Annotated in this window: 20 protein-coding genes; 4 read left to right on the top strand and 16 right to left on the bottom strand. The window is 43.1% G+C overall.

The features are described 5' to 3' along the window. Positions 1-24 precede the first annotated feature (24 nt). The 3 genes from ehuD to ehuB form a co-directional block, all read right to left on the bottom strand. Positions 25-711 (bottom strand): ectoine/hydroxyectoine ABC transporter permease subunit EhuD, encoded by a 687-nt coding sequence (gene ehuD, locus DVB69_RS05420; RefSeq protein WP_116017381.1) that lies wholly within the window; start codon positions 709-711, stop codon positions 25-27. Beyond that, a complete protein-coding gene (locus DVB69_RS05415; protein ID WP_116017379.1) occupies positions 708-1,370 on the bottom strand; it encodes an amino acid ABC transporter permease in 663 nt (220 codons plus the stop codon). The genes ehuD and DVB69_RS05415 overlap by 4 nt, the downstream gene beginning before the upstream one ends. Before the next feature lie 101 nt (positions 1,371-1,471). Next, positions 1,472-2,338, bottom strand: a complete 867-nt coding sequence (gene ehuB / locus DVB69_RS05410; protein WP_116017377.1) for an ectoine/hydroxyectoine ABC transporter substrate-binding protein EhuB — start codon at positions 2,336-2,338, stop codon at positions 1,472-1,474. An 818-nt stretch (positions 2,339-3,156) separates the two neighbouring features. Here ehuB and DVB69_RS17445 point away from each other — a divergent pair. Beyond that, entirely contained in the window at positions 3,157-3,351 is a 195-nt protein-coding gene (locus tag DVB69_RS17445) for a hypothetical protein (RefSeq protein WP_147300755.1), read from the top strand. Positions 3,352-3,937: 586 nt separating this feature from the next. Here the strand turns inward: DVB69_RS17445 and DVB69_RS05405 are convergent. Both DVB69_RS05405 and DVB69_RS05400 read right to left on the bottom strand, forming a co-directional pair. Continuing rightward, a complete protein-coding gene (locus tag DVB69_RS05405) occupies positions 3,938-4,390 on the bottom strand; it encodes a hypothetical protein (protein WP_116017375.1) in 453 nt (150 codons plus the stop codon). After that, on the bottom strand, positions 4,390-5,187 hold the full coding sequence (locus tag DVB69_RS05400; RefSeq protein ID WP_199562807.1) for a DUF3100 domain-containing protein: 798 nt from the start codon (positions 5,185-5,187) through the stop codon (positions 4,390-4,392). Before DVB69_RS05400 ends, DVB69_RS05405 begins: the two co-directional genes overlap by 1 nt. Positions 5,188-5,761: 574 nt before the next feature. On the opposite strand from DVB69_RS05400, the gene DVB69_RS05395 reads away from it, so the two are divergent. Further along, positions 5,762-6,679 (top strand): NADP-dependent oxidoreductase, encoded by a 918-nt coding sequence (locus DVB69_RS05395; protein ID WP_116017373.1) that lies wholly within the window; start codon positions 5,762-5,764, stop codon positions 6,677-6,679. Positions 6,680-7,213: 534 nt separating this feature from the next. Here DVB69_RS05395 and DVB69_RS05390 read toward each other — a convergent pair. The 8 genes from DVB69_RS05390 to DVB69_RS05355 form a co-directional block, all read right to left on the bottom strand. Next, entirely contained in the window at positions 7,214-8,539 is a 1,326-nt protein-coding gene (locus DVB69_RS05390; protein WP_116017363.1) for a purine-cytosine permease family protein, read from the bottom strand. A 39-nt stretch (positions 8,540-8,578) separates the two neighbouring features. Continuing rightward, positions 8,579-8,893 (bottom strand): cupin domain-containing protein, encoded by a 315-nt coding sequence (locus tag DVB69_RS05385; protein WP_116017361.1) that lies wholly within the window; start codon positions 8,891-8,893, stop codon positions 8,579-8,581. Positions 8,894-8,908: 15 nt separating this feature from the next. Further along, on the bottom strand, positions 8,909-10,645 hold the full coding sequence (locus DVB69_RS05380) for a hydantoinase B/oxoprolinase family protein (RefSeq protein WP_116017359.1): 1,737 nt from the start codon (positions 10,643-10,645) through the stop codon (positions 8,909-8,911). Position 10,646: 1 nt separating this feature from the next. Beyond that, complete coding sequence (locus DVB69_RS05375) at positions 10,647-12,689, bottom strand: hydantoinase/oxoprolinase family protein (RefSeq protein WP_116017357.1); 2,043 nt, start codon at positions 12,687-12,689, stop codon at positions 10,647-10,649. Between the two features lie 15 nt (positions 12,690-12,704). Then, entirely contained in the window at positions 12,705-13,250 is a 546-nt protein-coding gene (locus DVB69_RS05370) for a helix-turn-helix domain-containing protein (protein ID WP_116017355.1), read from the bottom strand. A gap of 242 nt (positions 13,251-13,492) precedes the next feature. Next, complete coding sequence (locus tag DVB69_RS05365; protein WP_116017353.1) at positions 13,493-14,854, bottom strand: PTS ascorbate transporter subunit IIC; 1,362 nt, start codon at positions 14,852-14,854, stop codon at positions 13,493-13,495. A 37-nt stretch (positions 14,855-14,891) separates the two neighbouring features. Further along, positions 14,892-15,158: a PTS sugar transporter subunit IIB gene (locus DVB69_RS05360; protein WP_116017351.1), complete on the bottom strand. Its 267-nt coding sequence runs from the start codon at positions 15,156-15,158 to the stop codon at positions 14,892-14,894. Positions 15,159-15,184: 26 nt separating this feature from the next. Beyond that, positions 15,185-17,272, bottom strand: a complete 2,088-nt coding sequence (locus tag DVB69_RS05355; RefSeq protein WP_116017349.1) for a BglG family transcription antiterminator — start codon at positions 17,270-17,272, stop codon at positions 15,185-15,187. Between the two features lie 1,771 nt (positions 17,273-19,043). Here DVB69_RS05355 and DVB69_RS05350 point away from each other — a divergent pair. Together DVB69_RS05350 and DVB69_RS05345 are read left to right on the top strand one after the other, a co-directional pair. Next, a complete protein-coding gene (locus DVB69_RS05350; RefSeq protein WP_158541030.1) occupies positions 19,044-19,688 on the top strand; it encodes a hypothetical protein in 645 nt (214 codons plus the stop codon). 106 nt (positions 19,689-19,794) lie between these two features. Then, a complete protein-coding gene (locus DVB69_RS05345) occupies positions 19,795-21,549 on the top strand; it encodes a sulfatase family protein (protein ID WP_116017345.1) in 1,755 nt (584 codons plus the stop codon). Positions 21,550-21,664: 115 nt separating this feature from the next. Here the strand turns inward: DVB69_RS05345 and DVB69_RS05340 are convergent, their stop codons facing one another. The 3 genes from DVB69_RS05340 to DVB69_RS05330 all read right to left on the bottom strand — a co-directional run bounded on the left by DVB69_RS05340 (position 21,665) and on the right by DVB69_RS05330 (position 24,892). Beyond that, positions 21,665-22,237, bottom strand: a complete 573-nt coding sequence (locus DVB69_RS05340) for an SCO family protein (protein ID WP_116017343.1) — start codon at positions 22,235-22,237, stop codon at positions 21,665-21,667. 82 nt (positions 22,238-22,319) lie between these two features. Beyond that, positions 22,320-24,089 carry a GMC family oxidoreductase gene (locus tag DVB69_RS05335; RefSeq protein ID WP_116017341.1) on the bottom strand — a complete coding sequence of 590 codons (1,770 nt, stop codon included), beginning with the start codon at positions 24,087-24,089 and terminating at the stop codon, positions 22,320-22,322. Positions 24,090-24,112: 23 nt separating this feature from the next. Beyond that, positions 24,113-24,892, bottom strand: coding sequence for a gluconate 2-dehydrogenase subunit 3 family protein (locus tag DVB69_RS05330; protein WP_116017339.1), 780 nt, complete (start codon positions 24,890-24,892; stop codon positions 24,113-24,115). Between the last annotated feature and the right edge of the window lie 478 nt (positions 24,893-25,370).

Raw genomic sequence — 25,370 nt, 5'->3', positions numbered from 1 at the left:
CCAGTTTGGTATGTCTAACTTTCATTACGAAGACATAGCTTTTTTATCAAACTTCCGATTGTATTTCTTCTCTAACTTGCTAATTAATATCGCTGAAGGATAACTCAACAATAAGAAGAACAGTGCCACTACCGTGAGCGGCTCAACGAACTTGTAGTATTGCGAACCATAGTCATTCGCAATGTGCAGCATAGCTACTACCCCAATCGTTGACGCGAGTGGAACTTCTTTAAACATGATGATTAAATAATTTCCAAGCATTGGAATCGTCGGTGGGATCGCTTGAGGCAAAATAATTTTCGTCCACTTTTGTCTTGTGGATAAATTCAGTGCAGTTGAAGCTTCCCACTGCCCTTTATCCACAGATTCAATTCCGGATCGATACACTTCAGACATGTACGTGCTGAAATGAATTCCAAGCCCTAAAATCGCCGCAACGAATGGGTTCAGTGATACACCGACAACCGGAATTACCGGCCACGCGTAAAAGATGAAAAACAATTGGACAAGCGGTGGTGTCGAGCGAACGAACACTGCAATCCATCCAAAAATACTTCTCACAATCTTTGATGGAATGCGACTCATAAACACCCAGAAGAACCCAAAAACTGCTGCAAATAAATAACAAGCGAGTGTTAAGCCCACTGTAATCCAAAGTCCTTTTGCAATAAGCGGAATGGTCTCAAAAAACACGGTCCAACTCCAATTCATCCGTGAGCCACCCCTTTCTTCGAAACACTCTCCATTTTTTTAGTGAATGCAATGAGAGGCAGCGCAATCACGAAGTACATCACGAGGAGAAGTAAATAGACTGTCGGGGAATCCGATAGATGTGTGCTCCTGTAAATATTTCCGTAGTACAGTAAATCCGTTAATCCAATCAAAGAAACGAGTGAAGTCGCCTTCAATATTTGAATTAAATAGTTTCCATATTCAGGAAGCATCATCCGGACTGCTTGGGGAATAATGATGTGCCGCATGCGCTGGAACTTGGATAAGTTCAGTGCAATTGACGCTTCCGTCTGTCCGGAAGGAACCGCTTGAATCGAGCCTCTGACAATTTCAGACATATATGCGCCATAATTTAATGAAATCGCAAGCACCGCGACCCAAATGTCACTGCCTAGGTGGATATTAAATAAACCTGGGAGTGCATAAGAGAACCAAAATAACTGGACAATCAGCGACGTTCCTCTAAAAATTTCAACATAGAAACCGGTTACCCCTGTAACTAACCGATTCGTTGACACCCGTGATAGCCCTGCAACAAGCGCAATGATCGTACTACAGATAATCGAAAGTACGAGCACCAATAGCGTCACTTTTAAGCCTTGCACGAGGGTAGAAAATATATCGGGTAAAGAACCCACAAACACCACTCCATTGTGTACGATTTAGTAATCTTACGAGTTTACGGGTTTACTAACCAAGAAAAGAGTCATGCCGAACACGGCGTGACCCGATCGTTTTCTTAGTAATTTTCACCGCTACAAACACTTTCAGTCGTAATGTCGTTATCGACCGTGTTCATTTCTTCAGTAAAGCCAAACGGTTCGATCAATGCTGCAATTTCGCCGTTTTCCTTCATCTTTTTCAGCTCCGCATTATATGCTTCACGTAACTCATCGTCTTCGTTCAAGAACGCTGCAGCACCATAACTAGGAACACCTTCGATTTCCGGCTGTTCGAATTCATTTACAAATTCAAGCTTGTCGATGTTAGCCGATTCAAGTGCCATTTTAATCGTCATTTCTGTACCTGTTGTGACTGTCGCACGTCCAGATTCAACTGCTGAAAATGATGCTGGAATGTCAGGAACCATCATGATTTGGCTCTCAGCAACGCCTTCTTTGATCATGAATTCTTTCTCTGTCGCACCACTCATTACTGCAACTTTAACTTCAGGATTCGCAGCAATATCTTTATAGCTCATCAAGTTCATCGGATTACCTTTTTCAACGATTAATCCTTCACCATATTTAATTTCCGGTTCACCAAACGCCACGTTTCCACAACGGTCCGGTGTAATCGCCATTCCCGCTGTAATGACGTCAAACTTCCCTGCGCCTAAGCCTGGAATCAAGTTCCCGAATTCCGACAACTTCCCGTCGACTTCGTCTATCCCCAGGTTTTCAAAGACCGCTTTGGCAATAGCAACCGCAGCACCTTGCAACTCTCCATCCTCTTCATACGCATACGGTTTCTCATTGGCAAAGCCGACTTTGACAACGCCTTTCTCTTTCAAATCTTCTAGCTTACTACCACTACTATCTTCCCCACATGCTGCTAAAACGACTAGCATCATGATTGCCAAAAAACCAACTAACGCTTTTCTCATTTTTCTCCTCCTTGATATTTTCATAAAGCAATTTTTCAATACGTTATTAACCGTATCACACCTAATTTTTCATTACAAACGGGTTTTCAGACTTTTCCGGTATAGCTGTTAAATGGTAATCATGATTATCTTAGACGCTATAACGGTTCTAAGAGATAAAAAATTAAGAGAAATAAGTTTAAAAAGTTTTTTCCATAGGCTAAAAGTATCTTATTTCGAACGATTTGTGAACGTTCTAGTTTTTTAGTCTGGAAGATTAAAAAACAACTTTTATTCGTTTTTTAATCATAAAACGAATTGCTTTGTAATCAATCAATTCTCTTCATGCCTCCATTCTGGTGCTATCCTCCTGAGCCATCTTTCAACAAGCGCAGCGCACCCAATTAATCTCTTAAGGCCATTGAATTGTGTCCCTTTATCGAGAAACTTCGCTAGGTGTCGGAGAAATCGTCCGATGTGATCGAGAAACACTCTTCGTTGAAGAAGAAATCACTCCCAGCGTCGGGCATTCACAGCTAGGTGTCGGAGAAGTCAAAATTGCCCTCGCTTAGCTGAATTGCCCTTCCCTAAACAAGCGCAGCGCATCCAATTAGTCCCTTATGGCCGTTGAATTGTGTCCCTTTATCGAGAAACTTCGCTAGGTGTCGGAGAAATCGACCGATGTGATGGAGAAACACTCTTCGTTGATGAAGAAATCACTCCCAGCGTCGGGCATTCACAGCCAGGTGTCGGAGAAGTCAAAAATTGCCCTCGCTTAGCTGAATTGCCCGTCCTTCAACAAACGCAGCGCTTAAATAGTCCCTTAAGGTCGTTGAATTGTGTTCCTTTATCGAGAAACTTCGCTAGGTGTCGGAGAAATCGCCCGATGTGATCGAGAAACACTCTCCGTTGATGAAGAAATCACTCTCAGCGTCGGACATTCACAGCCAGGTGTCGGAGAAGTCAAAAATTGCCCCTACTTAGTTGATTTGCCCATCCTTCAACAAGCGCAGCGCACCCAATTAGTATCTTAAGGCCGTTGAATTGTGTCCCTTTATCGAGAAACTTCGCTAGGTGTCGGAGATATCGTCCGATGTGATCGAGAAACACTCTCCGTTGATGAAGAAATCACTCCCAGCGTCGGACATTCACAGCCAGGTGTCGGAGAAGTCAAAAATTGCCCCCGCTTAGCTGAATTGCCCTTCCTTCAACAAGCGCAGCGCACCAAATTAATCCCTTAAGGCCATTGAATTGTGTCCCTTTATCGAGAAACTTCGCTAGGTGTCGGAGATATCGTCCGATGTGATCGAGAAACACTCTTCGTTGATGAAGAAATCACTCCCAGCGTCGGACATTCACAGCTAGGTGTCGGAGAAGTCAAAAATTGCTCCCGCTTAGTTGAATTGCCCATCCTTCAACAAGCGCAGCGCACCAAATTAATCCCTTAAGGCCATTGAATTGTGTCCCTTTATCGAGAAACTTCGCTAGGTGTCGGAGAAATCGTCCGATGTGATGGAGAAAGACTCTTCGTTGATCGAGAAACCCTTCGGAGTGATCGACAACGGCATCCCAACACAAAAAGGACCCAGTCGCTACATTGCGACGGGTCCCTATTCTCTATTAAATTATTCCTTGGAATCGTAATATAATCTCCGCAATCACGGCCGAACCGAGAAACGTTCCAATCATGACAAGGCTTGCGACAATCAACGTCCGCCAGCCTAGCTTCACGAAATCGGACCACGAACGTCCAATCGCAATCCCTGCATAGGCTAGAATAGGAGTTGTAAGCGCCAGCAGCTGAACTTGAGTCGTCCATTCCACCACTTTAGCGGAACCTGGGAACCATGGCATCGACACGACCACCCCAATGATGGAAATATAGGCGATGCTCGGAAAATTCACAGGGATGATCTCTTTCAAAATGAATCCTGCCAAGCATATGCCAATCAGAATCGCCATCCCCGGAAGTGCGGCAATTGGGAAGATATCGTAGCCAATCCAGTTCCCGACAAGGCCACTGACGCCTACGATAACCAATAACAAAACCCACTCTTGAATATTTTTCAACATCAATACCCCTCCTTCTTCCGAGTCATCCACCCATACATTTTTTCAGTGAGTGGCAGTCCAATGAAGATACTGACCCAAAGACCGGTTGATAAGGAGAGTAAGTTACTCGCTCCTGAAAACGCAACGATCTGCGTTTCAAGTTCAGGAAACGCGGCAATCAACGAACCGCTCGCTGCTGCCATCATACTTCCGCTTCCGACACCTGAAGCTAGCGCAAACGATAGCGGACTGAGTGGCGTAATCGTAGCGAGTAATCCTGACAGTAACCCTAAGAATACAGCACCGAATACGGTACCGAAAATGTACATCGCCATAACTCCGCGCCCTTCCGGCGAACCCATTCCGTACTTATCCATAATCAAGCCTACGTTTGGCTCACGGCCAACCGAGTGCGTCATGCCGATTGCTTCACGCTTCATACCAAGCCAAACTGCAACGGGCAACGCGATCAAAATCGTACCTAGATTCCCGAACTCTTGCAGTAAAAGAGCAGGCCCCGCTGCGATCACCTCTGGCAATGAAGGTCCGATAATGACCCCGATTTTGGCAAGCAATAACGAAACTCCCAGCACAATAATAGGCTCCGCATTGATGGACTGCCGCTCTTTCACAGCCGGTGTAAAGTATAAAATAATTCCTATGACGAGCGCGTATAACATCGGAAGTAACAACACGACCCCAGGACCGACTTTAATGCTGAACGTGCCGATCAATTCCGTAACGATTACTATTGCTAAAACAATCGCATGTAAACGCCAATCTTTCCACAATCCCATTGCTGCATTTCCATCTTGCATGTTCATTCTCCCCCTTCACCTATTTGAAGTTGAATCACACTCTCTCTGATTCATTATCTACCTATAATTTCTGATTTAACTGATTTCAAATTTGTCATCAATTAATCTATCCATATCAAAATCCATATACTCATGTGAACATCTAAAAAAATCTATGATATGCAGTATACTAGATAATTCAGTCTAAGGGAAGAAGTATTTTACCCTAGTAAAGCGTTAACAAAAATTGTTATTCAAAATCAAATAAAAGCTTATAGACCTATCAGCAGAACAGCTCCTCAAAATTCATATGTCAATTCCATTTTGGCTTCCTTTTTCAAAAACAATCTTCAATTCCGTCGTCCCCCTGTTGTCGTAGAAAACGGTATGATTGAATGCCGTCTCCATCCTTGCGCACCCTTCCAATTACTCGTGATGGTCACAACTTTATACGTGTACACAGCGACTCGTCCTCGTTAGAACATAGAAATCCAGGAATTCATTGTAAAAATTATTACAATCCCGTATTACTACTTCAGCAATAACGGTATGATATACTGAATTTACTAAAATCTCAAAAGGAGTTGCAACCTATATGAAAGCATTTGTAAAACGGAGTGACGCCCCAGACGATATCCTGCTAGAAGAGATCAGGGTTCCAGTCATCAGTGAGGATGAATTGCTCGTGCGTGTAAAAGCAGTAGGCGTAGGGATTCATGACTCCTATTTTCTCCCTCAAGAGATCCACTATCCGTATCCAATCGGAGTTGAAGCAGCGGGGATTGTTGAAGAAATCGGGAGTTTGGTGACACACCATAAAAAAGGGGATCGCATCGCCTTCGTCAGCATGATGCAACCAAAAGGGGGAACGTGGGCAGAGTTCGCAGCAGTCCAACAAGACTCGCTCATCCTACACATCCCTGAAAACATGGATTTTAAAGAAGCCGCTGCAGTACCAGTCGCAGGTAACACTGTTTTGCGCGCGCTCACTGCACTCCATTTGAAAGAAGGCGATTCGGTATTCATCGCAGGTGCTTCTGGTGCGATCGGGACATTCGCCATCCAATTTGCCAAAGCACGTGGCTGGAAGGTAGCGGGTTCGGCTTCCCCTAAAAACCATGACTATATGAAATCGCTTGGTGCTGATAAAACCGTCGACTATCGTGATTCGAAGTGGGCACACGAAATCCGCGAATGGATGCCTAACGGTGTCGATGCAGCGATTGCCATTCAACCTGGAACAGGAACTGAAAGTATGCATATCGTAAAAGACGGTGGCACTGTTATTACTATATCCGGCGACCGCATCGAACCCGAACGCGGCATCACGGCTGCATTCGTGCCTCATAAAGCAGATGTCCGAGATGAAGTCAAAGAGCTCATTCAAGAAATTGCAGACGGTACATACCAGCTCGTCATCGAGCAAACCTATCCATTCGAGCAAGGACTCGAAGCACTCCAGAAAACTCAAACACGACATGCTCGTGGGAAATTAGTCCTTACGCTAGAATAACATCAACCCCCACTTCGCAATGCGGAATGGGGGTTGATTTTGCTTATTTTTAGGATGATTTGTGTCCCGTTATCGAGAAATTTCGCTAGGTGTCGGAGAAATCGCCCGATGTGATCGAGAAACTTCGCCAAGTGTCGGAGAATTAACTCCAACTGTCGGACAACTTGAAGTCACAAACACTCAGCGTACTAACCCTTCCCTAAACAAGCGAAGCGCACCCAATTAATCCCTTAACACGCTCGATTTGTGTCCCGTTATCGAGAAACTTCGCTAGGTGTCGGAGAAATCGCCCGATGTGATTGAGAAACTCCCCTAAGTGTCGGAGAATCTACTCTCAATGATTGGCAATTGATCTTAACTGTCGGGCAAATTGATATCACTGTCTTAAAGCGTACTAGCCCTTCCCTAAACAAGCGCAGCGCACCCAATTAATCCCTTAGAAACACTTCAATTGTGCCATGTTGCCGAATCCATCATCGTACACCACTAACCTATTTACGAATATCAACGTCTATTTAACAAGCACCATCTAACTTAATGATGCTCTTCCGTAAACTGATCAGGTGATACATTCTTCTTCACTTTCATCGCGATGACATATGCAAGAATGGAAGCTAGTAGAGATTGAACAGCCGGTAACCCCATTGGATACACGTACTGAGTCAAATATCCAACTACGACACCAGCTACTACTGCGATTGTTGCCATCCAGTTCCAACCTGGAATCTCAACCCACTTTTGCTTACGGATAATGAAGAAATCTCCCATCATTACGCCCGCAATCGCCGGATACAAGAGAGCCGTCAAGTATAGGAAGTCTTCAAAGTACTGAAGGATTCCCGCAAGCGCGACAATTATTGCTAGAATCGTCCCGATCAACGTCAACAGCGCACGACCGCGACTTGAGTTCACATTCAATAAATTCGCAAGCGCTAATCCCATACTGTAGTTATTGACGAGTTGGGAAGTCCACGTCGCAAGCCACAAAATCAAGAAGCCCCAAAACGGAAACCCTAAATTCATCATGACATTGACGATGTCTGCATCTCCAACACCTACGGACATGATTGCCCCTACGATGAACAACGGGAATCCAATTACGGCAATACCGCTTGGAATAATCCAGTTGTCACGCCAAACAGGTTTCGCATAGCGCGTATAGTCTGACGCGATTACCCATTGGGATACGTTTACACCAATTACCAAACTAATTCCAGCTAAAATCGTCATACTCGGTTCAGGATTCCATTCCATAATCTTATGCAATCCCGTATTTTTCATCGTCAAATAGATTCCACCAATAATCAGCAGCAATCCTGAAGGAACCGCCAAATAATCGGTCCATTTCATCGAGTTATACCCAATAATAGAAGGAAGTGCGAACAAAAGACCCGCAACAGTCGTAACGAGTGCCCACCCAATCCAATTTGTTTGATAATCAATACCGAACATTGCAGACATCGCATTTCCTGCAACTGCAGTCTGCAACGCCCACCAGCCAAGTGACACAATGAAAATCGTGAATCCGACAATAAAGCGCGCTTGTACGGTTCCAAAACTCGACTTGGCAATTACGGATGAAGAACGCCCCGTCTTAGCGCCGATATACCCTTGTAATGCATTACCTGCCCACTGGAAACCGAATAGTGCGATGATCAGAATGAAAAGAATCTTCGTCATCCCGAAACTCGCTGTTAAAGAAGCACCTACCATGAGAACTGGAATCGTGAATTCCAGTCCTCCAAATATAACTGCAGGCGTCAGCCAATGCTGACGCTGATTTTCCGGAACAGGAGCCAATGCATTATCTTGGCCAAGTATATCGTTATGCGCTTTCGTATTCTCTTTTTGACCGTCCATCGGCTCACTCCTTTTTCCTATCTAATTTCCCCTGGCAGCTTATGCATTCACTAAGGCAAACACGATTTCCACTGGTTCATCACCGTTGTTCATACACCAATGCAATTCTTTTGCAGGAATGAACGACGCTTCCCCTGACGTCATTTCAAACGGCACCCCTCCCGATTCACCAATAAGTGACCCTTTTGTAATGAACGAATACTCCTGTTCCTCGTGGAAAGTTGTTCCTTCAGCCGGCAATCGCTCGCCTGCCGGTATCGACACATATCCGAATTTCACTTCTGCATTTTTGAATTGATCGTGAAACAGGTTTTGTACGATTTCCTTTGTATCTTGCGCTGCTTGTTTTTTCATCTGATCCATCTCCTTTTAGTGTGTTCTGCTCTCAAGTTCTCTATATTCAAACGTATCCATATCGACTTCTACACCGAAAACCGTACGTGCTTCTTCGACTGTGAAATAGCCATTCTTCACATCTCTCACTACTTGTTGCGCTTCTCGTTTTAACGGATTTCCGTATCCGCCGCCCGTACCTGTGACAAGTCTTACTACGTCACCTTTGTTCAAAGGATATCTAGCATACACACCGTAAGGACCGTCTGTTGTGCCATCGGTTTTATCCACAAAGAATTCGTTTGGAGATCCGTCATGGCCGCCACTAATTCCCCACGGCATGAACTTGTTGCGACCATATGTGACTGTGACTGCTTGTCCGTCCGTCATAGCACGGTAAGATCGAGTGACCCCTTTACCGCCAACAAACTCTCCTGCTCCAGTTCCATTTCCATCTTCACGTAAACTATATTCATCCAACATGACACCGTAACGTGTTTCAGCAACTTCTACAGGAACATTGTACGTTTCACCATCACTCATGCAAAACTGTCCAGATGCCCCATCTTTCCGATTCGATGCACCCCATCCGCCAACAGATGGTTCTACAATCAAGAACGATTCGTCCGTATCATGATGAGTCCCCGACAACGTCACTGCACAAACAGATAAAAAGTGTCCTGCATTTAAGCGTTCGGGTACATGTGGTGCCATTGCTTTCCATACTAAATCCAAGCTGCCTAACAACGTTTCAAAGTAGTTCGATACAGGGACTGGACGTTCCGCTGACATGATAGATTTCGGATCTGTTAAAATTTTCAACGGTCGGAATACCCCATCATTCACATCTTGTTCCGGGTTCGTAATTGCTAGGAAAATCACACGTACAGCAGAGATTAGTCCTGTTTTCGAGCAATTCATTGGCCCCGGGACTTGAGGGGAACTGCCTCTGAAATCACAAATGAATTCATCATCCGTAATTGTCACTTTAACTTTAATAGGGAAAGGCCCATTTCCAATTCCGTCTGTGTCAATGAAATCTTCTGCATAGAAAACACCTTTAGGCAGCTTCTTTAATTCCTTGCGTGATAAAGCTTCACCGTGATCCAGCAAATACTCGATTGCAGCAAGAATCGTTTTTGTCGAATGTTTTTTACAAAGCTCATTCAACCTGCGGCCACCCGTTTTAAGTGCTGCAACTTGTGCCCACATATCTCCGAGTGACAACTCTGGAAAACGGACATTCGACCGGATCATTTCAACTAAAACATCATTCACTTTTCCTTCGTCATACAGTTTAAGACAAGAGAATTGAAGACCTTCTTGGAAGATATCTACGGAATCATTCGTAAAGGAACCCGGATCTTTCCCTCCCACTTCCGTCCAATGCGCCTTATTGGCAGAGAACGCAATCAGCTCACCATCTACAAAGATCGGCATGACCAATCCAACATCTGAAAGGTGAGATCCTCCGCCTTGATAAGGATCATTAATAATAATGATGTCGCCTTCCTTCAACTTGTCTCCAGGGTATTTCGCCAGCGTTTCCTTCACCATGAACGTCAACATCCCGATGAAACCTGTCACACCATTCCCTTGAGTTAGCAGATTCCCTTCTGCATCCGTCAACCCACTTGCATAATCCAGTACCTCATAGATGATTGGACTCATCGAAGTTCTCGCGAGTGCATCAAACATTTCATCTCCAGTAGCAAGTAATGAATCTTTCACGATTTCAAGAGTAAATGGATCAATTGTTGTCGTGTGCGTCATATCAGTTCTCCTCCTTTACGATGATGAGATTCCCATATTCATCTGCATGTAGCAGTTGCTGTTTGTAAATCACTGTAACTGCGGCCTTCTCTTCGATAATGGCAGGTCCTTGCACGACTTCGTTCGTCGGTAACTTCTCCCGATCGTAAACATTCGTCGTCAGCCATCCTTCATTTTCAAAGTAGACTTCGCGCTTTTCTTTAAATGCGGATTCTAGTGTGCCTGCTTTGATTTGCTTTTTAATTTCAGGCTTTTCTACCTTACCGAAAGCCGTCAAGTGCAGATTAACAATTTCTGTTTGCGCGTCTTCTAATTTAAATGTGTAATTCTTTTCATGAAGATTGTGGAAGTCTTCAATCGCCTTTTGTTTACTCGCTTCAGTCCATGCTTCGTTTTCAACCGGAACTTTCACCGTATGCTCTTGCCCAAGATAACGCATATCAGCAAAACGGTGGTACTCCACCTGTTCAGCGGTCATTCCTTCTTCCTCAAAATGATGCAAGGCTTGCGTTTCTATTGTCGTCCATGCTTCGTTGATTTCATCTAACGTCAACTCATTCATTCGCTTAATGTACGTTTTGATGTAATCGTGACGCAGATCCGTCAACAGCATTCCCCAAGCAGAGAACACAGGTGATGCAATCGGAACTACAACTTTTTTCACACCAAGCTCGAGTGCGAGCGCAGGTGCGTGCATTGAACCGCCACCGCCAAAAGCTAGCAGCGTGAAGTCTTTAGGATTGTGACCTTTCCGGATTGAGATTAGCTTTAAGGCATTCAGCATATTCGAGTTCGCAATGCGGATGATCCCAAGTGCCGCCTCTTCGGCTGTCATGTCAAAGCGAGACCCAATTTTCGATTGGATTGCTGATTTAACAGCTTCCAAGTCCACTTCATAATCAAAATTCTTCGATGACAAGCGTCCTGTTAACAGATTTGCATCTGTCGTTGTCGGTTCCGTCCCACCTTGTCCATAAGCAATCGGACCAGGGAACGCACCCGCAGATTGTGGGCCAACTTTTAACGAACCTGCTGGATCGATCCAAGCAATCGAACCACCACCATTTCCTATCTCAACGATATCAACAACCGGCGTCTTGATGGGATATCCTGCATGACGACTATCTTTTTCGATATAATAATCAGTCGAAACTTTTACTTCACCATTTTCAATCAATGAACACTTCGCAGTTGTTCCACCGATATCAAATGCGATAATGTTCTTCTCACCGATCATTTCACCCAACACCGCTGCTCCAAAGATCCCAGCAACCGGTCCAGACTCTACCATGCTAATTGGAGTTTCTTTCGCACTGTCAAACGTCGTCGTTCCACCGTTTGACTGCATAATGTATAACTGCTCAACATTACTTTGCGCCTTCAACTCTGTCTCCAAGCGATTGATATACGATTGAGCTACAGGTTGAACGTATGCATTTAGCACCGTCGTATTCGTCCGTTCATACTCTCGCCATTCTTGAACGATGTCACTGGAAATCGTCACTTTCACTTCAGGCCATAGTTGTTGAATCAGTTCTGCTGTCTGTTTCTCGTGAGCTGGATTTGCATACGCATGCAAGTAGGACACAGCAATCGCTTCAACTTGCTCCTTTTTAAAGAACTCGACACATGCCTTGACGTCTTCAATTTCAAGCGGAGTCAATACTTCACCTTTATAACTCAAACGCTCGTTCACTTCTTGACGCAAATACCGTTCTACAAACGGTGTCGGCTTCTCATAGTTCACATTGAACAGATCCGGTCGGTTGCCCCGTGCGATTTCCAGCACATCACGGAATCCTTTTGTTGTAATAAGAGCTGTTTTAGCGCCTTTTCGTTCAGTAAGAGCGTTGATAATGACAGTCGTCCCGTGAATGAACATCGATAATTGTGACTGATCAATTCCACTCTTTTTGATCACGTCTAGAACGCCCTTTTCAAAGTTAGGCGGTGTCGTACTGCTCTTTGCGACTCCGATTTCTCCATATTGGTCAACGTACACTAAGTCTGTAAACGTACCTCCGATATCTGTTGCTACTCTCATCCGACTCACTCCTCGTTAAAATATAATAGGTGTCACAATACTCAATACAGAACTTTCAGTTTCTAACGGATTCTCCCACTGATGAATCAGACTTGAAGGAAAATGTATGGTATCCCCTTCGTACAAATGATGTTTTTCATTGTTCAAATAGAAAATGACTTCACCGTCGAGAACGTAATAAAATTCTTCCCCGCTATGACTGTATGGATGCTCTTCATGCATTCGCGGAGGCAGCGTCACTTTCAGCGGCTCCAGCCGGCGATTGTTAAAAGTCCCTGTCAATCGCGAATAGATCTGACTTCCTTTCGTTGTTGTAAACGAATGATGATCATCTGCCCGCATGACAAAGGTTTGTGTTTCTTGTTCTTCTTCAAAAAAGTAATTGATATGGATGCCAAGTGCATCCGAAATCTTTTTCAGCGAACTGATAGAAAGAGAAGATGTCCCTCTTTCAATTTGCGATAAAAAGCTAAGTGACAACCCGGTCTGATCACTCATTTCTTTCAAAGTCAGATTGCGCTCAACCCGCAAGCTCTTAATTCGATTATGAATTTCTTCCACAACACCGACCTCCGATTACTGTGTGAGTGTAATTTTTATGACTATAGCATAATCATTAAACTGAATGCAATGGAAATTTTTAATTGTCTGTCAAGTATAGTTCAGAAGGTTTATATAAATTCCAATTGAGCATATTCTTTCAGCGAACTCCTAATTCACCGGTGATTTAACGCAAAAAAAGACCTACAGAATATAGTAAACTGTAGGTCTGTTATTTCCTTTTTCAACTTCACTCAAAATCATTAAGCTACATCACTGTTCTCCAACTTCTTCATAGACTTCCATCCAAGTGCGAAGGATAGCGCAAGAATTAGTAAGACAATAAGTGTGACGAGAAGATTCGATTGGACCAAGTTTGTAATATTACCAAGCACGATTCCAACTACGCCAAAGTCTGCATCTCCAAACGTTGTGCCTTGGAAACCAAGCGTACCAAGGATCGGTAACAATAATGCTGGCAAGAAACTAATAATGAACCCGTTTGCCATTGAACCAAAGATCGCACCTTTTCTACCACCTGTAGAGTTCCCGAATACTCCTGCCGCTGCACCCGTAAAGAAGTGAGGAACGAGACCTGGGACAATAACTTTCAATCCAAGAAGTGGTAGTAAAAACATACTGAGTAACCCTGCTATAAAACTAAAGAAGAATCCGATGATCACAGCGTTACTTGCAAAAGGGAAGATTGCTGGACAATCGAGTGCCGGTTTTGCATTTGGAACAAGCTTATCCGCTATTCCTTTAAACGCTGGAACAATTTCACCTAGAAGCATTCTAACACCAGCAAGAATGATGTACACACCTGCCGCAAATGTCAGTCCTTGCATGAAGGCAAAGACTAAAAAGTTCTGTCCGCCGCTCAGTTCAGCTTCAACAAATGCGGGGCCAGCAAATGCAGCTACTACGAAAAACAAAAGTACCATTGTTAGAGAGACTGCAACCGATGTATCCCTTAGGAATCCTAATGACTTAGGAACCTTCAGTTCTTCCGTAGACTTTGAGTTTTTGCCAACAAGTTTTCCAACGTTAGCTGACACAAGGTATCCAAAAGAACCAAAGTGGCCGATTGCAAAGTCATCTGACCCTGTGATTTTACGAGTATAAGGTTGCAACATTGCAGGAAAGAGAACCATGATAGCCCCTAATATAATGGAACCTAGGAGTACCATTCCAATACCTGACATACCTCCAGTTTTCAAGATAACGGCAATCATACAAGCCATGAACATCGTATGGTGTCCCGTTAAAAAGATATACTTGTAAGGTGTGAATCGAGCAAAACCAATATTTACAATCATTCCAAAAAGCATAATCATTGCAGTTTCTGTCCCAAAACTTTCCTGAGCTAGCGCAACAATTGCTTCATTGTTTGGAATAACACCTTCCATCGAAAAAGCATGATCAAACATACTTGAAAACTTATCGAGTGATTGGACTAACACATTCGCTCCAGCACCGAGGATAACAAAACCCATAACCGTTTTAAGCGTTCCTGATACGACATCGCCTGAATTCTTCTTTTGAACTAGTAATCCTACAAGAGCAAACAGTCCGACTAGTATTGCAGGCGTTCCCAATATATCATTCATAATTAAGTCAATCATCTCAACACTCCTCTCATTTAAGGGTGATCTTTATTAGTTACAAATTATTCTCCAATGCCGCTCTCAATTCTTTTTTATCCATTATATTTTTCAACATAACGATATTCTTTTTACCGTCTTCCAGACTACCAACGATATCTTCTGAACCAATATACAAATCTGCTGGTTCTGTCTTAGCTGTCGTTAGATCAGTATGAGATACACTAGCTTCTAGACCCAAGTCTTTCAAAATAGCATTCGCATTCATTTCTACAATCATACTGCTCCCCAAACCATTTCCACACACAACTAATACTTTCTTCATTAAAATCTCCTCCATTTTCTAAAGTTTTATGATATAACTTTTAACACATCTTCAACTGAATTAGCTGCAATTAGTTTTTGCAAGTTTTCTTCTTCAGATAACAGATCTGACAGTTGCGATAGTGCGGTCAAATGTGTTTCGTTATCTGCAGCTGCTAGTACAATAATTAAATTTGCTTGATGCTTTTCTTGGTCAGAAAATGCTACTGCATCCCTAACCCGCAAAAGGCTCATTCCAACCTTTTGCACTCCATTTTCAGGTCGGCTATGTGGAAGTGCCATGCCTTTTGTCAATACAATATAAGGACCTAATTCTTCCACGTTTTGAATCATTGAATCTACATACGTTAATTCAATCGAATTATTTTTCAATAATGGCTCACTAGCGAGACGAATCGCTTCCTTCCAATTTGAAACGCTGTCCGTAAATTGTATGGTTTCATTCGTCAATAAATCACAAAGCATTGGTTTTCCATCCTCCTTTAGCATGAGATTGGGTTGTTCTAATATGGTTAAAATCGATCTCATGAGCCCAACTTCATCATGAACATAGGCATGCTTCTTAATCGTTTTCATAAGTGAATCCACATATAGTGAATGTCTATTCTCTTCAGAGAACAGCCGATTAAATTCCCAAAGTAAATTAGCTTTGTTTTCATTGGTTAGGATTGCCGGAACACAAAAGACTGGGATTGTGGGGTGTTCAAGTTGTGAACTTGTAGTAATAATGACATCCACATCACAATCTTCTTCATAGTCGTGAAGCGATTGAATTGCGATTACATGGAGGCCTTCAATTAAATCTTCTACTTGCTTGCGAATCATCGTGGACGTTCCAATGCCATTTGCACACACTACGAGTGCGCGGTGCCTTATGCTGATTTCTTTCTTTTCCCGCGATAACCACCCCCCAAAGTGTAATGCGATATAAGCGACTTCTTCATCAGGTATCTTTTTCCTGACGTAGAATTCAAGATGACTAATCACTTGTTTCGTGAAGCTAAATATATCTGGATAGTTTTCTTGCACTTCTTTCACAATGAAGCTTGAATACGGTACATTATATTTCAGCCTGTAATAGGTGGGCTTTATGTGTGCCAGCAAATTACGTTCTAGCTCTTCCCTCATATCAAACAACACACATGCTTTTAATTGGAATTCCATGACCATCCGATGGACAACGAATTTCAAGTCATCTAACTCTTGGGACGAGTAGTGCATAGACTTAAAGTGAGCGACTTTAAAACTTTGTAACTGGCGCGCTAAATAGCTGATTTCACTTTCTGGAAAGGTTGTATTGAATGGAGTCTCAAGTACTTTCAAAATTTTCTCGGCAGCCTGATAATACGCAGTCTCTTGTAATATAGAAATTTCGTCAGATTCTATGAATACCAAATGTTTATCTCGGACCCTATCTATCATAATCAGGAGTTGAATCAATAGAAGGTGAGAACTTTCCTCTGTCATCAATAACCCAAGTTCCTTTTCAGTTTTAAAGATTAACTTCTTGAAAAACTCTTGTTTCTCTGATCGGAAAAATATGCAAAGTATACTTGATAACTGATGTAAAAAAGGAAGCTTTTCCGTCCACTTATACTGATACTTGATGCGGTAAAGGAATAGTAACAAGACCCTTCGTTTATTTTCCTCAGACCCTTGAATAAAGTATCCAGAGGCTTTTTCAAACTCACAAGTTAACTGTTCATCTATAAGGATTTCTTTTAGCTCTTGTAAATCCTTAAATACAGTTCCACGACTCATTTGTACCGCGTCCATCAGTTTTTTCATAGTGACCGCCCCGGACTGGGTTAACAATACAACCAATAAAACGGCAATACGCTCGTCACTAGAAAAATGGTATTCCCATTGTTTATGACTCAAAACACCTTCCTCTTGCAATACCTTCTTTGTTACCTCTGGAAGTATAAGTCCTTCACCATAAATCGTTTCGATTAACGGTAACTTTTTAGAGTCAAGCCAGTCATTGATATTCGTAATATCATAGTAAACAGAGCGCTGAGAGATTCCCATATAAGTTGATAAGATTTCACTTTTAATCGGCTTTGATTCGTCTGCCAAAAGTGACACTAATTGTACACGCCGTATATCCAACATGTTCTAACAACCCTCTCCTCACTTACGCATTTACTAATGTAAACCCATTCTATACTCTAGTCAGCGAAACTGTAAGGGGTTTCAAAGTGAAATTACCGTATTATTCAATTTTGCATTTTTGAACAGTAGAGATGCAAGTTCTCCTCTCTATGAAAAGCGAAGAATCACGTTCACTAGAATTAGCCATAGAAAAAAACCTCTCAGAAAAGGTTCTACTGAGAGGTAGTTTCTATGGATTGATATGCAGTTCATCTAAAGCATTCAACGGCGATTGTATTCAAGGAAACAAACGCGTGCCGACTAGCCCCTCCTGAACAAGCGAAGCGCACCCAATTAATCCCTTAAATCCCTTAAATCCGTTGAATTGTGTCCCGTTATCGAGAAATTCGGCTAGGTGTCGGAGAAATCGTCCGATGTGATCGAGAAACTTCGCTATGTGTCGGAGAATCTACTCCCAGTGTCAAGCAAACCATCATAACTGTCGGACAACTTGAAATCATAAACACTCAGCGTACTAGCCCATCCCTAAACAAGCGAAGCGCATCCAATTAATTCCTTGAATTCGTTGAATTGTGTCCCGTTATCGAGAAATTCCGCTAGGTGTCGGAGAAATTGCCCTATGTGATCGAGAAACTCGGTGGACTGTCGGGGAAACTACTCGCAATGATCGTCAATCCTTCTTAAGTGTCGGGCAAAATGATATCACTGTCTTCCAGCGTACTAGCCCTCCCCAAACAAGCGAAGCGCACCCAATTAATCCTTTAAATCGGTTGAATTGTGTCCCTTTATCGAGAAACTTCGCTAGGTGTCGGAGAAATTGCCCGATGTGATCGAGAAACTTCGCTATGTGTCGGAGAATCTACTCCCAGTGTCGAGCAAACCATCATAACTGTCGGACAACTTGAAATCATAAACACTCAGCGTACTAGCCCATCCCCGAACAAGCGAAGCACTACCAATTAATCCCTTAACACAGTTGAATTGTGTCCCGTTATCGAGAAATTAAGCTAGGTGTCGGAGAAATCGTCCGATGTGATCGAGAAACTTCGCCATATGTCGGAGAATCAACTAGCAGTGATTGGCAATTTGTCTTATGTGTCGGGCAAAATGATATCACTGTCTTCCAGCGTACTAGCCCATCCCTAAACAAGCGAAGCGCACCCAATTAACCCCTTAAATCCGTTGAATTGTGTCCCGTTATCGAGAAATCCCGCTAGGTGTCGGAGAAATTGCCCTATGTGATCGAGAAACTTCGCCATGTGTCGGAGAATCTACTCCCAGTGTCGGGCAAACCATCATAACTGTCGGGCAAAATGATATCACTGTCTTCCAGCGTACTAGCCCATCCCTAAACAAGCGAAGCGCCCCAATTAATCCCTTAACGCACTTGAATTGTGTCCCTTTATCGATAAACTTCGCTAAGTGTCGGAGAAATTGCCCGATGTGATGGAGAAACTCGGTGGACTGTCGGAGAAACTACTCCAAGTGTCCAACAATCCCTTCTAAGTGATGGACAACGCAAAAAAACCACTCCACCTTCAACTAATTCTCCCAAATGTCTATTCAATTCCTTTCTATTCTCTATCCCTCTCACATACCATATACAAAAGCCTACTTTACTGCCCAACGCCTTGCTATCATCACCATCCAACACTAAGAAGGAGTGGCACCCATTAAGAAATGTCAAGATTGCAACCACACGCAACATGACGGAAACTTTTGTGCAGTATGCGGGAACTCGTTTTCCGCCATACGCCAGCGAACGACGGCCGTGGAAGTATCGACCGCACCAACAAACGACAGCCTTGAAAAGTTAAAAACCGATGCGAAGAATTTCATTCAATTCCTAGTCCAACAACTTAAAACGCCATCTGCTCACTTTCACACTACGAATACTTCCCTACAAAATAGCCTACTGAGTATCCTTTTATTCATCCTTCTAACTTCTGCCACTTTCTACGCTGCATTCCCAACAAGCCTTACCGCCCTAAGTCCATCCTTTTTCCAAGTCGTTCTCTACTTAAGTATCTTCTTTCTCCTAGTAGTCGTCATAAATCTCACGGCAACCACCAGCACCGTCAAACTATTTTCAATCTCCGAATCCATTCCAGAACTCACCAGAAAACTAGGTGGATTTTATGCAATCCCTATTGCACTATCCCTAGTTAGTTTGCTGCTCACATTCATTCATTCCTATAGCATATCCATCATTATTCTAGCAATCGCCATCTTCATCGCATTCATCCTTATTCCTCTAGTCACCATCATAAAAATCCTATTCAACGAACCTACATCCATTGATAGTTTTTACGGGATCCTCTTTTACATCGCTGTTACAACGATTACTTCCATTCTCCTCGCTACGTTTCTAGTCGATACTGCAATCGGAGAAATTCTGAGATTCATCCAATTCTAATGTAAAGTTATCATCATTCACCTTCCTACCCTATGCGAATCACACGCTCGTTCGAACTCGTCCTTCATAGACTAGAGGGTACCTACAAATTAGGAAGGTGAAACTTATGAAAGATCATCCTGCAAATTGCGGATGCGGGTGCCATCACAAGCAGCCGAATATTTTATTTCTTATGGTCGACCAGGAACGGTTTCCACCTATTTACGAAACACCAGAACTCCAACAGTGGCGCCGTAACAATTTACATGCGCAACAGTTGTTAATGAAAAACGGGATGACATTTTTGAACCATTATGTGGGTAGCACCGCTTGTTCACCGAGTCGGACGACGTTATATACTGGGCATTATCCTTCCCTTCATGGAGTGACACAAACGCCAGGTGCTGCGAAAGGTTCATATGATGCGGACCAGTTTTGGTTAGATCCGAACACGGTCCCGACAGCAGGCGATTACTTCCGTGCTGCCGGGTATAACACGTTTTGGAAAGGAAAGTGGCATGCTTCCGAGGAAGATATTGTGATCCCAGGAACAAAAAACGCATTGCCTAGTTACAACACAATCACAGGGTTGCCCAATAAAACGAACGAAAGAATATATCGGGAAGCCGATCGATTAGGCGCATTCGGATTCTCTGATTGGATTGGACCTGATCCTCACGGGGCAAACCCACGTAATTCTGGGTCGTCCGCAGGGTTTGGAACAAGTGGACGGGACGAAGTGTATGCAGCGGAGACAGTTGAATTGATCAAAGCGTTAGATCACGCAGCGAGATGCAAGGATAATACCAATCCGTGGTTCATTCAATGCTCATTCGTCAATCCACATGATATCGCATTGTATGGAATATTTTCTGCACTTCTTCCCTCTTTCAATTTCGAAGTCGATTCGACACTTCCACCTATCCCACCCGCTCCAACGACACATGAATCGCTCTCTACCAAACCATCTGTGCAAGACAGCTACCGAGTCACGTATCCAAAAGGATTACAGCCGATCATTAACAACAACTTCTATCGTCAACTGTATTACAGCTTAGAGAAAAAAGTAGACGACGAAATGATGAAAGTGCTCAATGCGCTGCAACACTCCAGCTTTTTAGAGAATACCATTATCGTCTTCACATCCGACCACGGGGAGCAACTCGGTGCACAGGGCGGACTTTATCAAAAGTGGTATACGATGTACGAAGAGTCCATCCATGTCCCATTTGTCATCCATAGTCCTCACCTGTTTCCTCATTCAAAACGGACATCCACTCTTACCAGTCATGTTGACATTTTACCGACACTGCTCGGACTAGCAGGGATTGACGCAACTGAAATCCAGAGAAAACTATCCATTGATCATACCGATGCCCAACCTTTTGTAGGAAGGGATTTAACACCGCTCACAGAAGGGCAGCAAACCTTCTTCCGTGTGGATGAACCCATCTATTTCATGACCGATGATAATGTGTTCAAAGGGCTTCATCAAACGAATCCCGTTACTGGTAAGCCTTATCAATCTGTCGTCCAACCAAGTTCAATCGAAGCGATTATCACTTCACTAAAAACCGGACGCAACGGAACACCAGAAATCTGGAAATTCGCCCGCTACTTCGACAATCCCCAGTTTTGGACGGATCCCGGCGTTAGCGATACCACATTTGTCGATTCGGACGGATGTGTCGTCGAGGTCGTCAAAACAGAACCCGTACCCGATCAATTTGAAATGTACAATCTAGCACACGACCCTCTTGAAACTAGAAACTTGGCCGATCCAGGCTGTTGCTCTCCTGAAACCGAAGCGATTCAACGTACGCTTCTGAATATGCTGGAAGGACAACGCTATCAGAAGCGACTAACTCCTAAAAAAAGCTAAGATGACGTTGGTAGTCATCCTATTTTTATCAACAGAAAAATCCTCTTCCTGATGTATACAGGTAGAGGATTTTTTCAGTTATTGTATCGGTATTAATCAAATTCAGGGAGCCCAACTAGTTCCCCAAAACCGTTTTCACATCATCCACAAGCACATCATTATCTTCCCCACTCAACCCATTATACTTCTTAACGATTTCCCCATCAGGGTTGATCAAATAAAAGTAATAACTATGGGTACGTTGGTCCAATGCGCCTGTCTCCAATACGGCTTTAAATGTGTTTATCGACAAATCGCGTACAGTTTCGAAATCATAGCCCGTTAAAAATGTGAATGAATGCAGATCGGCTCCGTAATCCTCGGCATATTGCCTTAACACTTCTGGCGTATCATTTGCCGGATCGATACCGAAAGAAACGATTCGTGGAGATAAGCCTTCCTCCTTCAAATCTTTTTGAACGTCAACCATGTTGGCGGTTGTTCTCGGGCATACCGTGGTGCAGTGTGTATAGGAAAAGTAAGCGATCCACCATTCGCCATTTAGATCTTTCAATCCGAAGGGCTTGTCATCTTGCGTCGTATATTCGAAATCTGGTACCGTTTCGGACATATTCGTCTCGATTTGTTTTTTACATGCGCTTAGAATTAGAAGCGCTGCAAATAGGATTACGGCGGCTTTCATCTTCATAAGCGCACTTCCTCTCTTTTCTATGTATAGCGGAAAGGGCGTTTTTTCACGCCCTTTCCAACTTCAATCTTCTTACTACTGATTATTTCTTAGTAGCAGCTACTTCTTTACCATCTTGAATCAGCTGGCCACCGCCGTTTTCCAAGTACTTAATCATACCTTCAGTTGCACGGTATGCTAATGCACCGACAGTTGCGGTAGGGTTAGAGCTGCCTAGATGAGGGAACGAAGAAGCCCCAACTACGAATAGATTGTCCATATCCCATACTTGTGAATAGTTATTCACAGCAGAAGTTTCTGGGTTTTCACCCATGATTACTCCGCCACCCGTATGGTCAGACAAAGACGTTTTATCAAATTCTGTATCCTCATTGATTTCAGGAACAGTGATATAGTCCGCGCCCATTTGCTCAAGCAATCCTTTTGCTTTTTGGTGCGCATACTTAACAATATTTCGGTCTTGGTCATGGAATTTACTTGTTACACGTAATAACGGATCACCGAAGACATCTGTATACGTTGGGTCTAAGTCCATGTAGTTTTCACGCCAAGGAAGTGCACCGTTTTGCTGTTGAATATCGATGCGACGATTTGCATAGAATAGGGATTTCTCTTTGAATTCTGGACCCCATGAAGGCGTACCATCAGGAACGTGGTTATTCGAAATAGGTCGATCTCCACGTTGAGAAGTTCTTAGGCAGAAGCCGTGTAAGAAGTCTAATTTAGTATGATCCAATTGCTCAACATTGAAATCATCCATAGTTGAACCAAGTGCACCTGTTCCAGCGTAACGGTTAAACTTCTTGTCATCAAAGAAACCACGAACACGTGTATGCGTCAAGTTCCGTTGGTGAGCAGTTAAGTTTTTCCCCATAACCCCTGTCCCGTCTTTAGGATTATATGGCTGTCCGATTCCAGATAACAGCATCAAGCGAGTATTTGAGAATACAAATCCGCTAACTACTACTAAATCTGCAGGCTGGATGAACTCTTCACCAGTTTCTGTATCGACATACTTAATACCTGTCGCTTTTCCGTTTTCATGCACTACGCGAACTGCATACGCATTATTGCGGAGTTCATAATTTCCGGTTTTCGAAGCAGTTGCCAACACTGTAGCGATCGGATCGGCTTTCGCCCCGAAATCACAACCGAATGCTTCACAGAATGCACAGTAAACGCAACCATTAACCGTTTCTCCATCTGGATTTGTATAGGCTTCTGAAAGGTTTGCAGAAGCAATTCGATAAGGATGGTAGCCAAGATCTTTTGCCGCTTTTGTGAAAGTACGGATGATTTCCGTTTCTTTTTGCGGCGGTGTTGGGTAATCGCTTGAACGCTGTCCTGGACGCAATGGGTCTGGCTCACCTGATATGCCGGTTGCTTTTTCAAACTTATCGTAATAAGGTTCTAGCGCGTCATATTTAATTCCCCAGTCTTGCACTGTCATGTCCTTAGGAATTATGTCTTTCCCGTACTTTTCAACCGTTTTACTTAGCATTTCAAAATCGGTCGGAAGCCAGCGGTACACCATACCATTCCAGTGAACACCTGAACCGCCCGTATCTGTTCCGTTAATCGCGTTCGTATCGTTACTTCGGTTTGGTGATGCCACTTCATCCGTTGTATTTCGAATCGTCAATGTTTCTTTACTTAAGTCCTGGAACATGACCTTACGGCTGTCATAACGGAGCTCATCTTTTGATCCGATAAAATCTTCACGGACTTGAGCTTTACCTCTTTCCAAACCGACTACTTTGTATCCCTTTTTCGATAATTCAGCTGCTGCAATACCGCCTGCCCAACCGGAACCAACGACAACTACATCTGTTTTTGGTAACGTTTTTACCATGATATCCACTCCCTACTCATTGTTTATTTTGGTTGGTAGTCCGTTAAACTGATCTGATCCATCTTGATAAATTCTTTTTCTTCGATCATATTCGCGTAAGAAGCAATAGAACCTGGATATTCTTTCATTTTCCAGCCTTCCATGTCTCGGTTTCCACCATACAATGGATCGCAATACGCGCCTTCTAATGTCAATGTTCGCAGCAATTTAAAGAATGCTTTTGAACTGATTCCTTTTAATTGAACTTTATCTGCTTCAAAGTCTGTCAAAATCTCAGTTTGCTGATCTTCAGTTGCATCATCAAACTTAGCGTCGAAGCGCTTCATGCTTTCATCGCTCATCTTACGCAAACCATTAATGATAATTTCTCCGCGATTCAAGCTAGAATCTGCTGCAGTTCCATTACCATTCGTGAAAGGACCTTGTCGATAATCTTTTACATTATTACCGTACGGACCTGCGAGCTGCTTATCAATGAAATAAGGAACGCCTAATCCAATTGCACCTGGACCGTTTTTATCCTCCGGGAAAATACGCTCAGTTGCTTGTTCAAGAATTGCAAAGTCAGCAAAACGAGTGAAGAACATACGAGCCTCTTCGTAGCGCTTTTCTGACTTCTTTCCATCTCCAGTTGAAGATTTCTTGTCATCTTTTTTCCCGAATTGACTCGTGAAAAGACCCCCAAGTAGCGCTCCTCCAGCTACGCCTCCGACAGCAATTCCTGAATTCTTAACAAAACGGCGGCGGCTTGGATCCGCAACATTCCCCTGTTTTTCTGGCTTGTTCGTATTATTATCTGCCATTAACTTTTCCTCCCTCTATACACATTATATTTTCGACAAACTGTTAAGCATACCAATGTGAATACGTATGCAACATGCTGGTAGTCATGTTTTTAAAACTGCTAGTAAGCACACAAACCGACTAGTACATATCTAGTAAATTATTGGACAATGGATAACTTATGAAGTATACTGCTATTTTTTCCAAAATACAATACATCATTTTTGGTAAATAAACATACTTAAGTACTATTACTGGAAAAAATACCTATTCCCAGAGAATTACATCACACTACCCTCATTAATCTCCTTATACTCACCAGTATTCAGAGGACTCTATCCATTCATCTACAAGCAACCGATGCAAGTTATAGAAGAATGAAACGAGACTTACATGGCCGTGGATTCAGAGCGTAAATGATTATTTAAGACTATTGATACAACATTATCTACCCAATGTTTCTTTCAATCCAGTGCTAACTTACGTGACGAATGAATA

Origin of the sequence: Sporosarcina sp. BI001-red (genome assembly GCF_003384035.1) — a bacterium.
Taxonomy (GTDB): Bacteria; Bacillota; Bacilli; order Bacillales_A; family Planococcaceae; genus Sporosarcina.
Note: the sequence above shows the minus strand (reverse complement) of the source record. Positions and strands in the feature narration are given on the sequence as shown.

Bases quoted from the DNA above. Each gene is read 5' to 3' on its own strand.
- ehuD (WP_116017381.1), bottom strand. From the start codon at position 711: ATGAATTGGAGTTGGACCGTGTTTTTTGAGACCATTCCGCTTATTGCA.
- ehuB (WP_116017377.1), bottom strand. From the start codon at position 2,338: ATGAGAAAAGCGTTAGTTGGTTTTTTGGCAATCATGATGCTAGTCGTT.
- DVB69_RS05405 (WP_116017375.1), bottom strand. From the start codon at position 4,390: ATGTTGAAAAATATTCAAGAGTGGGTTTTGTTATTGGTTATCGTAGGC.
- DVB69_RS05400 (WP_199562807.1), bottom strand. From the start codon at position 5,187: ATGCAAGATGGAAATGCAGCAATGGGATTGTGGAAAGATTGGCGTTTA.
- DVB69_RS05395 (WP_116017373.1), top strand. From the start codon at position 5,762: ATGAAAGCATTTGTAAAACGGAGTGACGCCCCAGACGATATCCTGCTA.
- DVB69_RS05390 (WP_116017363.1), bottom strand. From the start codon at position 8,539: ATGGACGGTCAAAAAGAGAATACGAAAGCGCATAACGATATACTTGGC.
- DVB69_RS05385 (WP_116017361.1), bottom strand. From the start codon at position 8,893: ATGAAAAAACAAGCAGCGCAAGATACAAAGGAAATCGTACAAAACCTG.
- DVB69_RS05380 (WP_116017359.1), bottom strand. From the start codon at position 10,645: ATGACGCACACGACAACAATTGATCCATTTACTCTTGAAATCGTGAAA.
- DVB69_RS05375 (WP_116017357.1), bottom strand. From the start codon at position 12,689: ATGAGAGTAGCAACAGATATCGGAGGTACGTTTACAGACTTAGTGTAC.
- DVB69_RS05365 (WP_116017353.1), bottom strand. From the start codon at position 14,854: ATGATTGACTTAATTATGAATGATATATTGGGAACGCCTGCAATACTA.
- DVB69_RS05360 (WP_116017351.1), bottom strand. From the start codon at position 15,158: ATGAAGAAAGTATTAGTTGTGTGTGGAAATGGTTTGGGGAGCAGTATG.
- DVB69_RS05355 (WP_116017349.1), bottom strand. From the start codon at position 17,272: ATGTTGGATATACGGCGTGTACAATTAGTGTCACTTTTGGCAGACGAA.
- DVB69_RS05345 (WP_116017345.1), top strand. From the start codon at position 19,795: ATGAAAGATCATCCTGCAAATTGCGGATGCGGGTGCCATCACAAGCAG.
- DVB69_RS05340 (WP_116017343.1), bottom strand. From the start codon at position 22,237: ATGAAGATGAAAGCCGCCGTAATCCTATTTGCAGCGCTTCTAATTCTA.
- DVB69_RS05335 (WP_116017341.1), bottom strand. From the start codon at position 24,089: ATGGTAAAAACGTTACCAAAAACAGATGTAGTTGTCGTTGGTTCCGGT.
- DVB69_RS05330 (WP_116017339.1), bottom strand. From the start codon at position 24,892: ATGGCAGATAATAATACGAACAAGCCAGAAAAACAGGGGAATGTTGCG.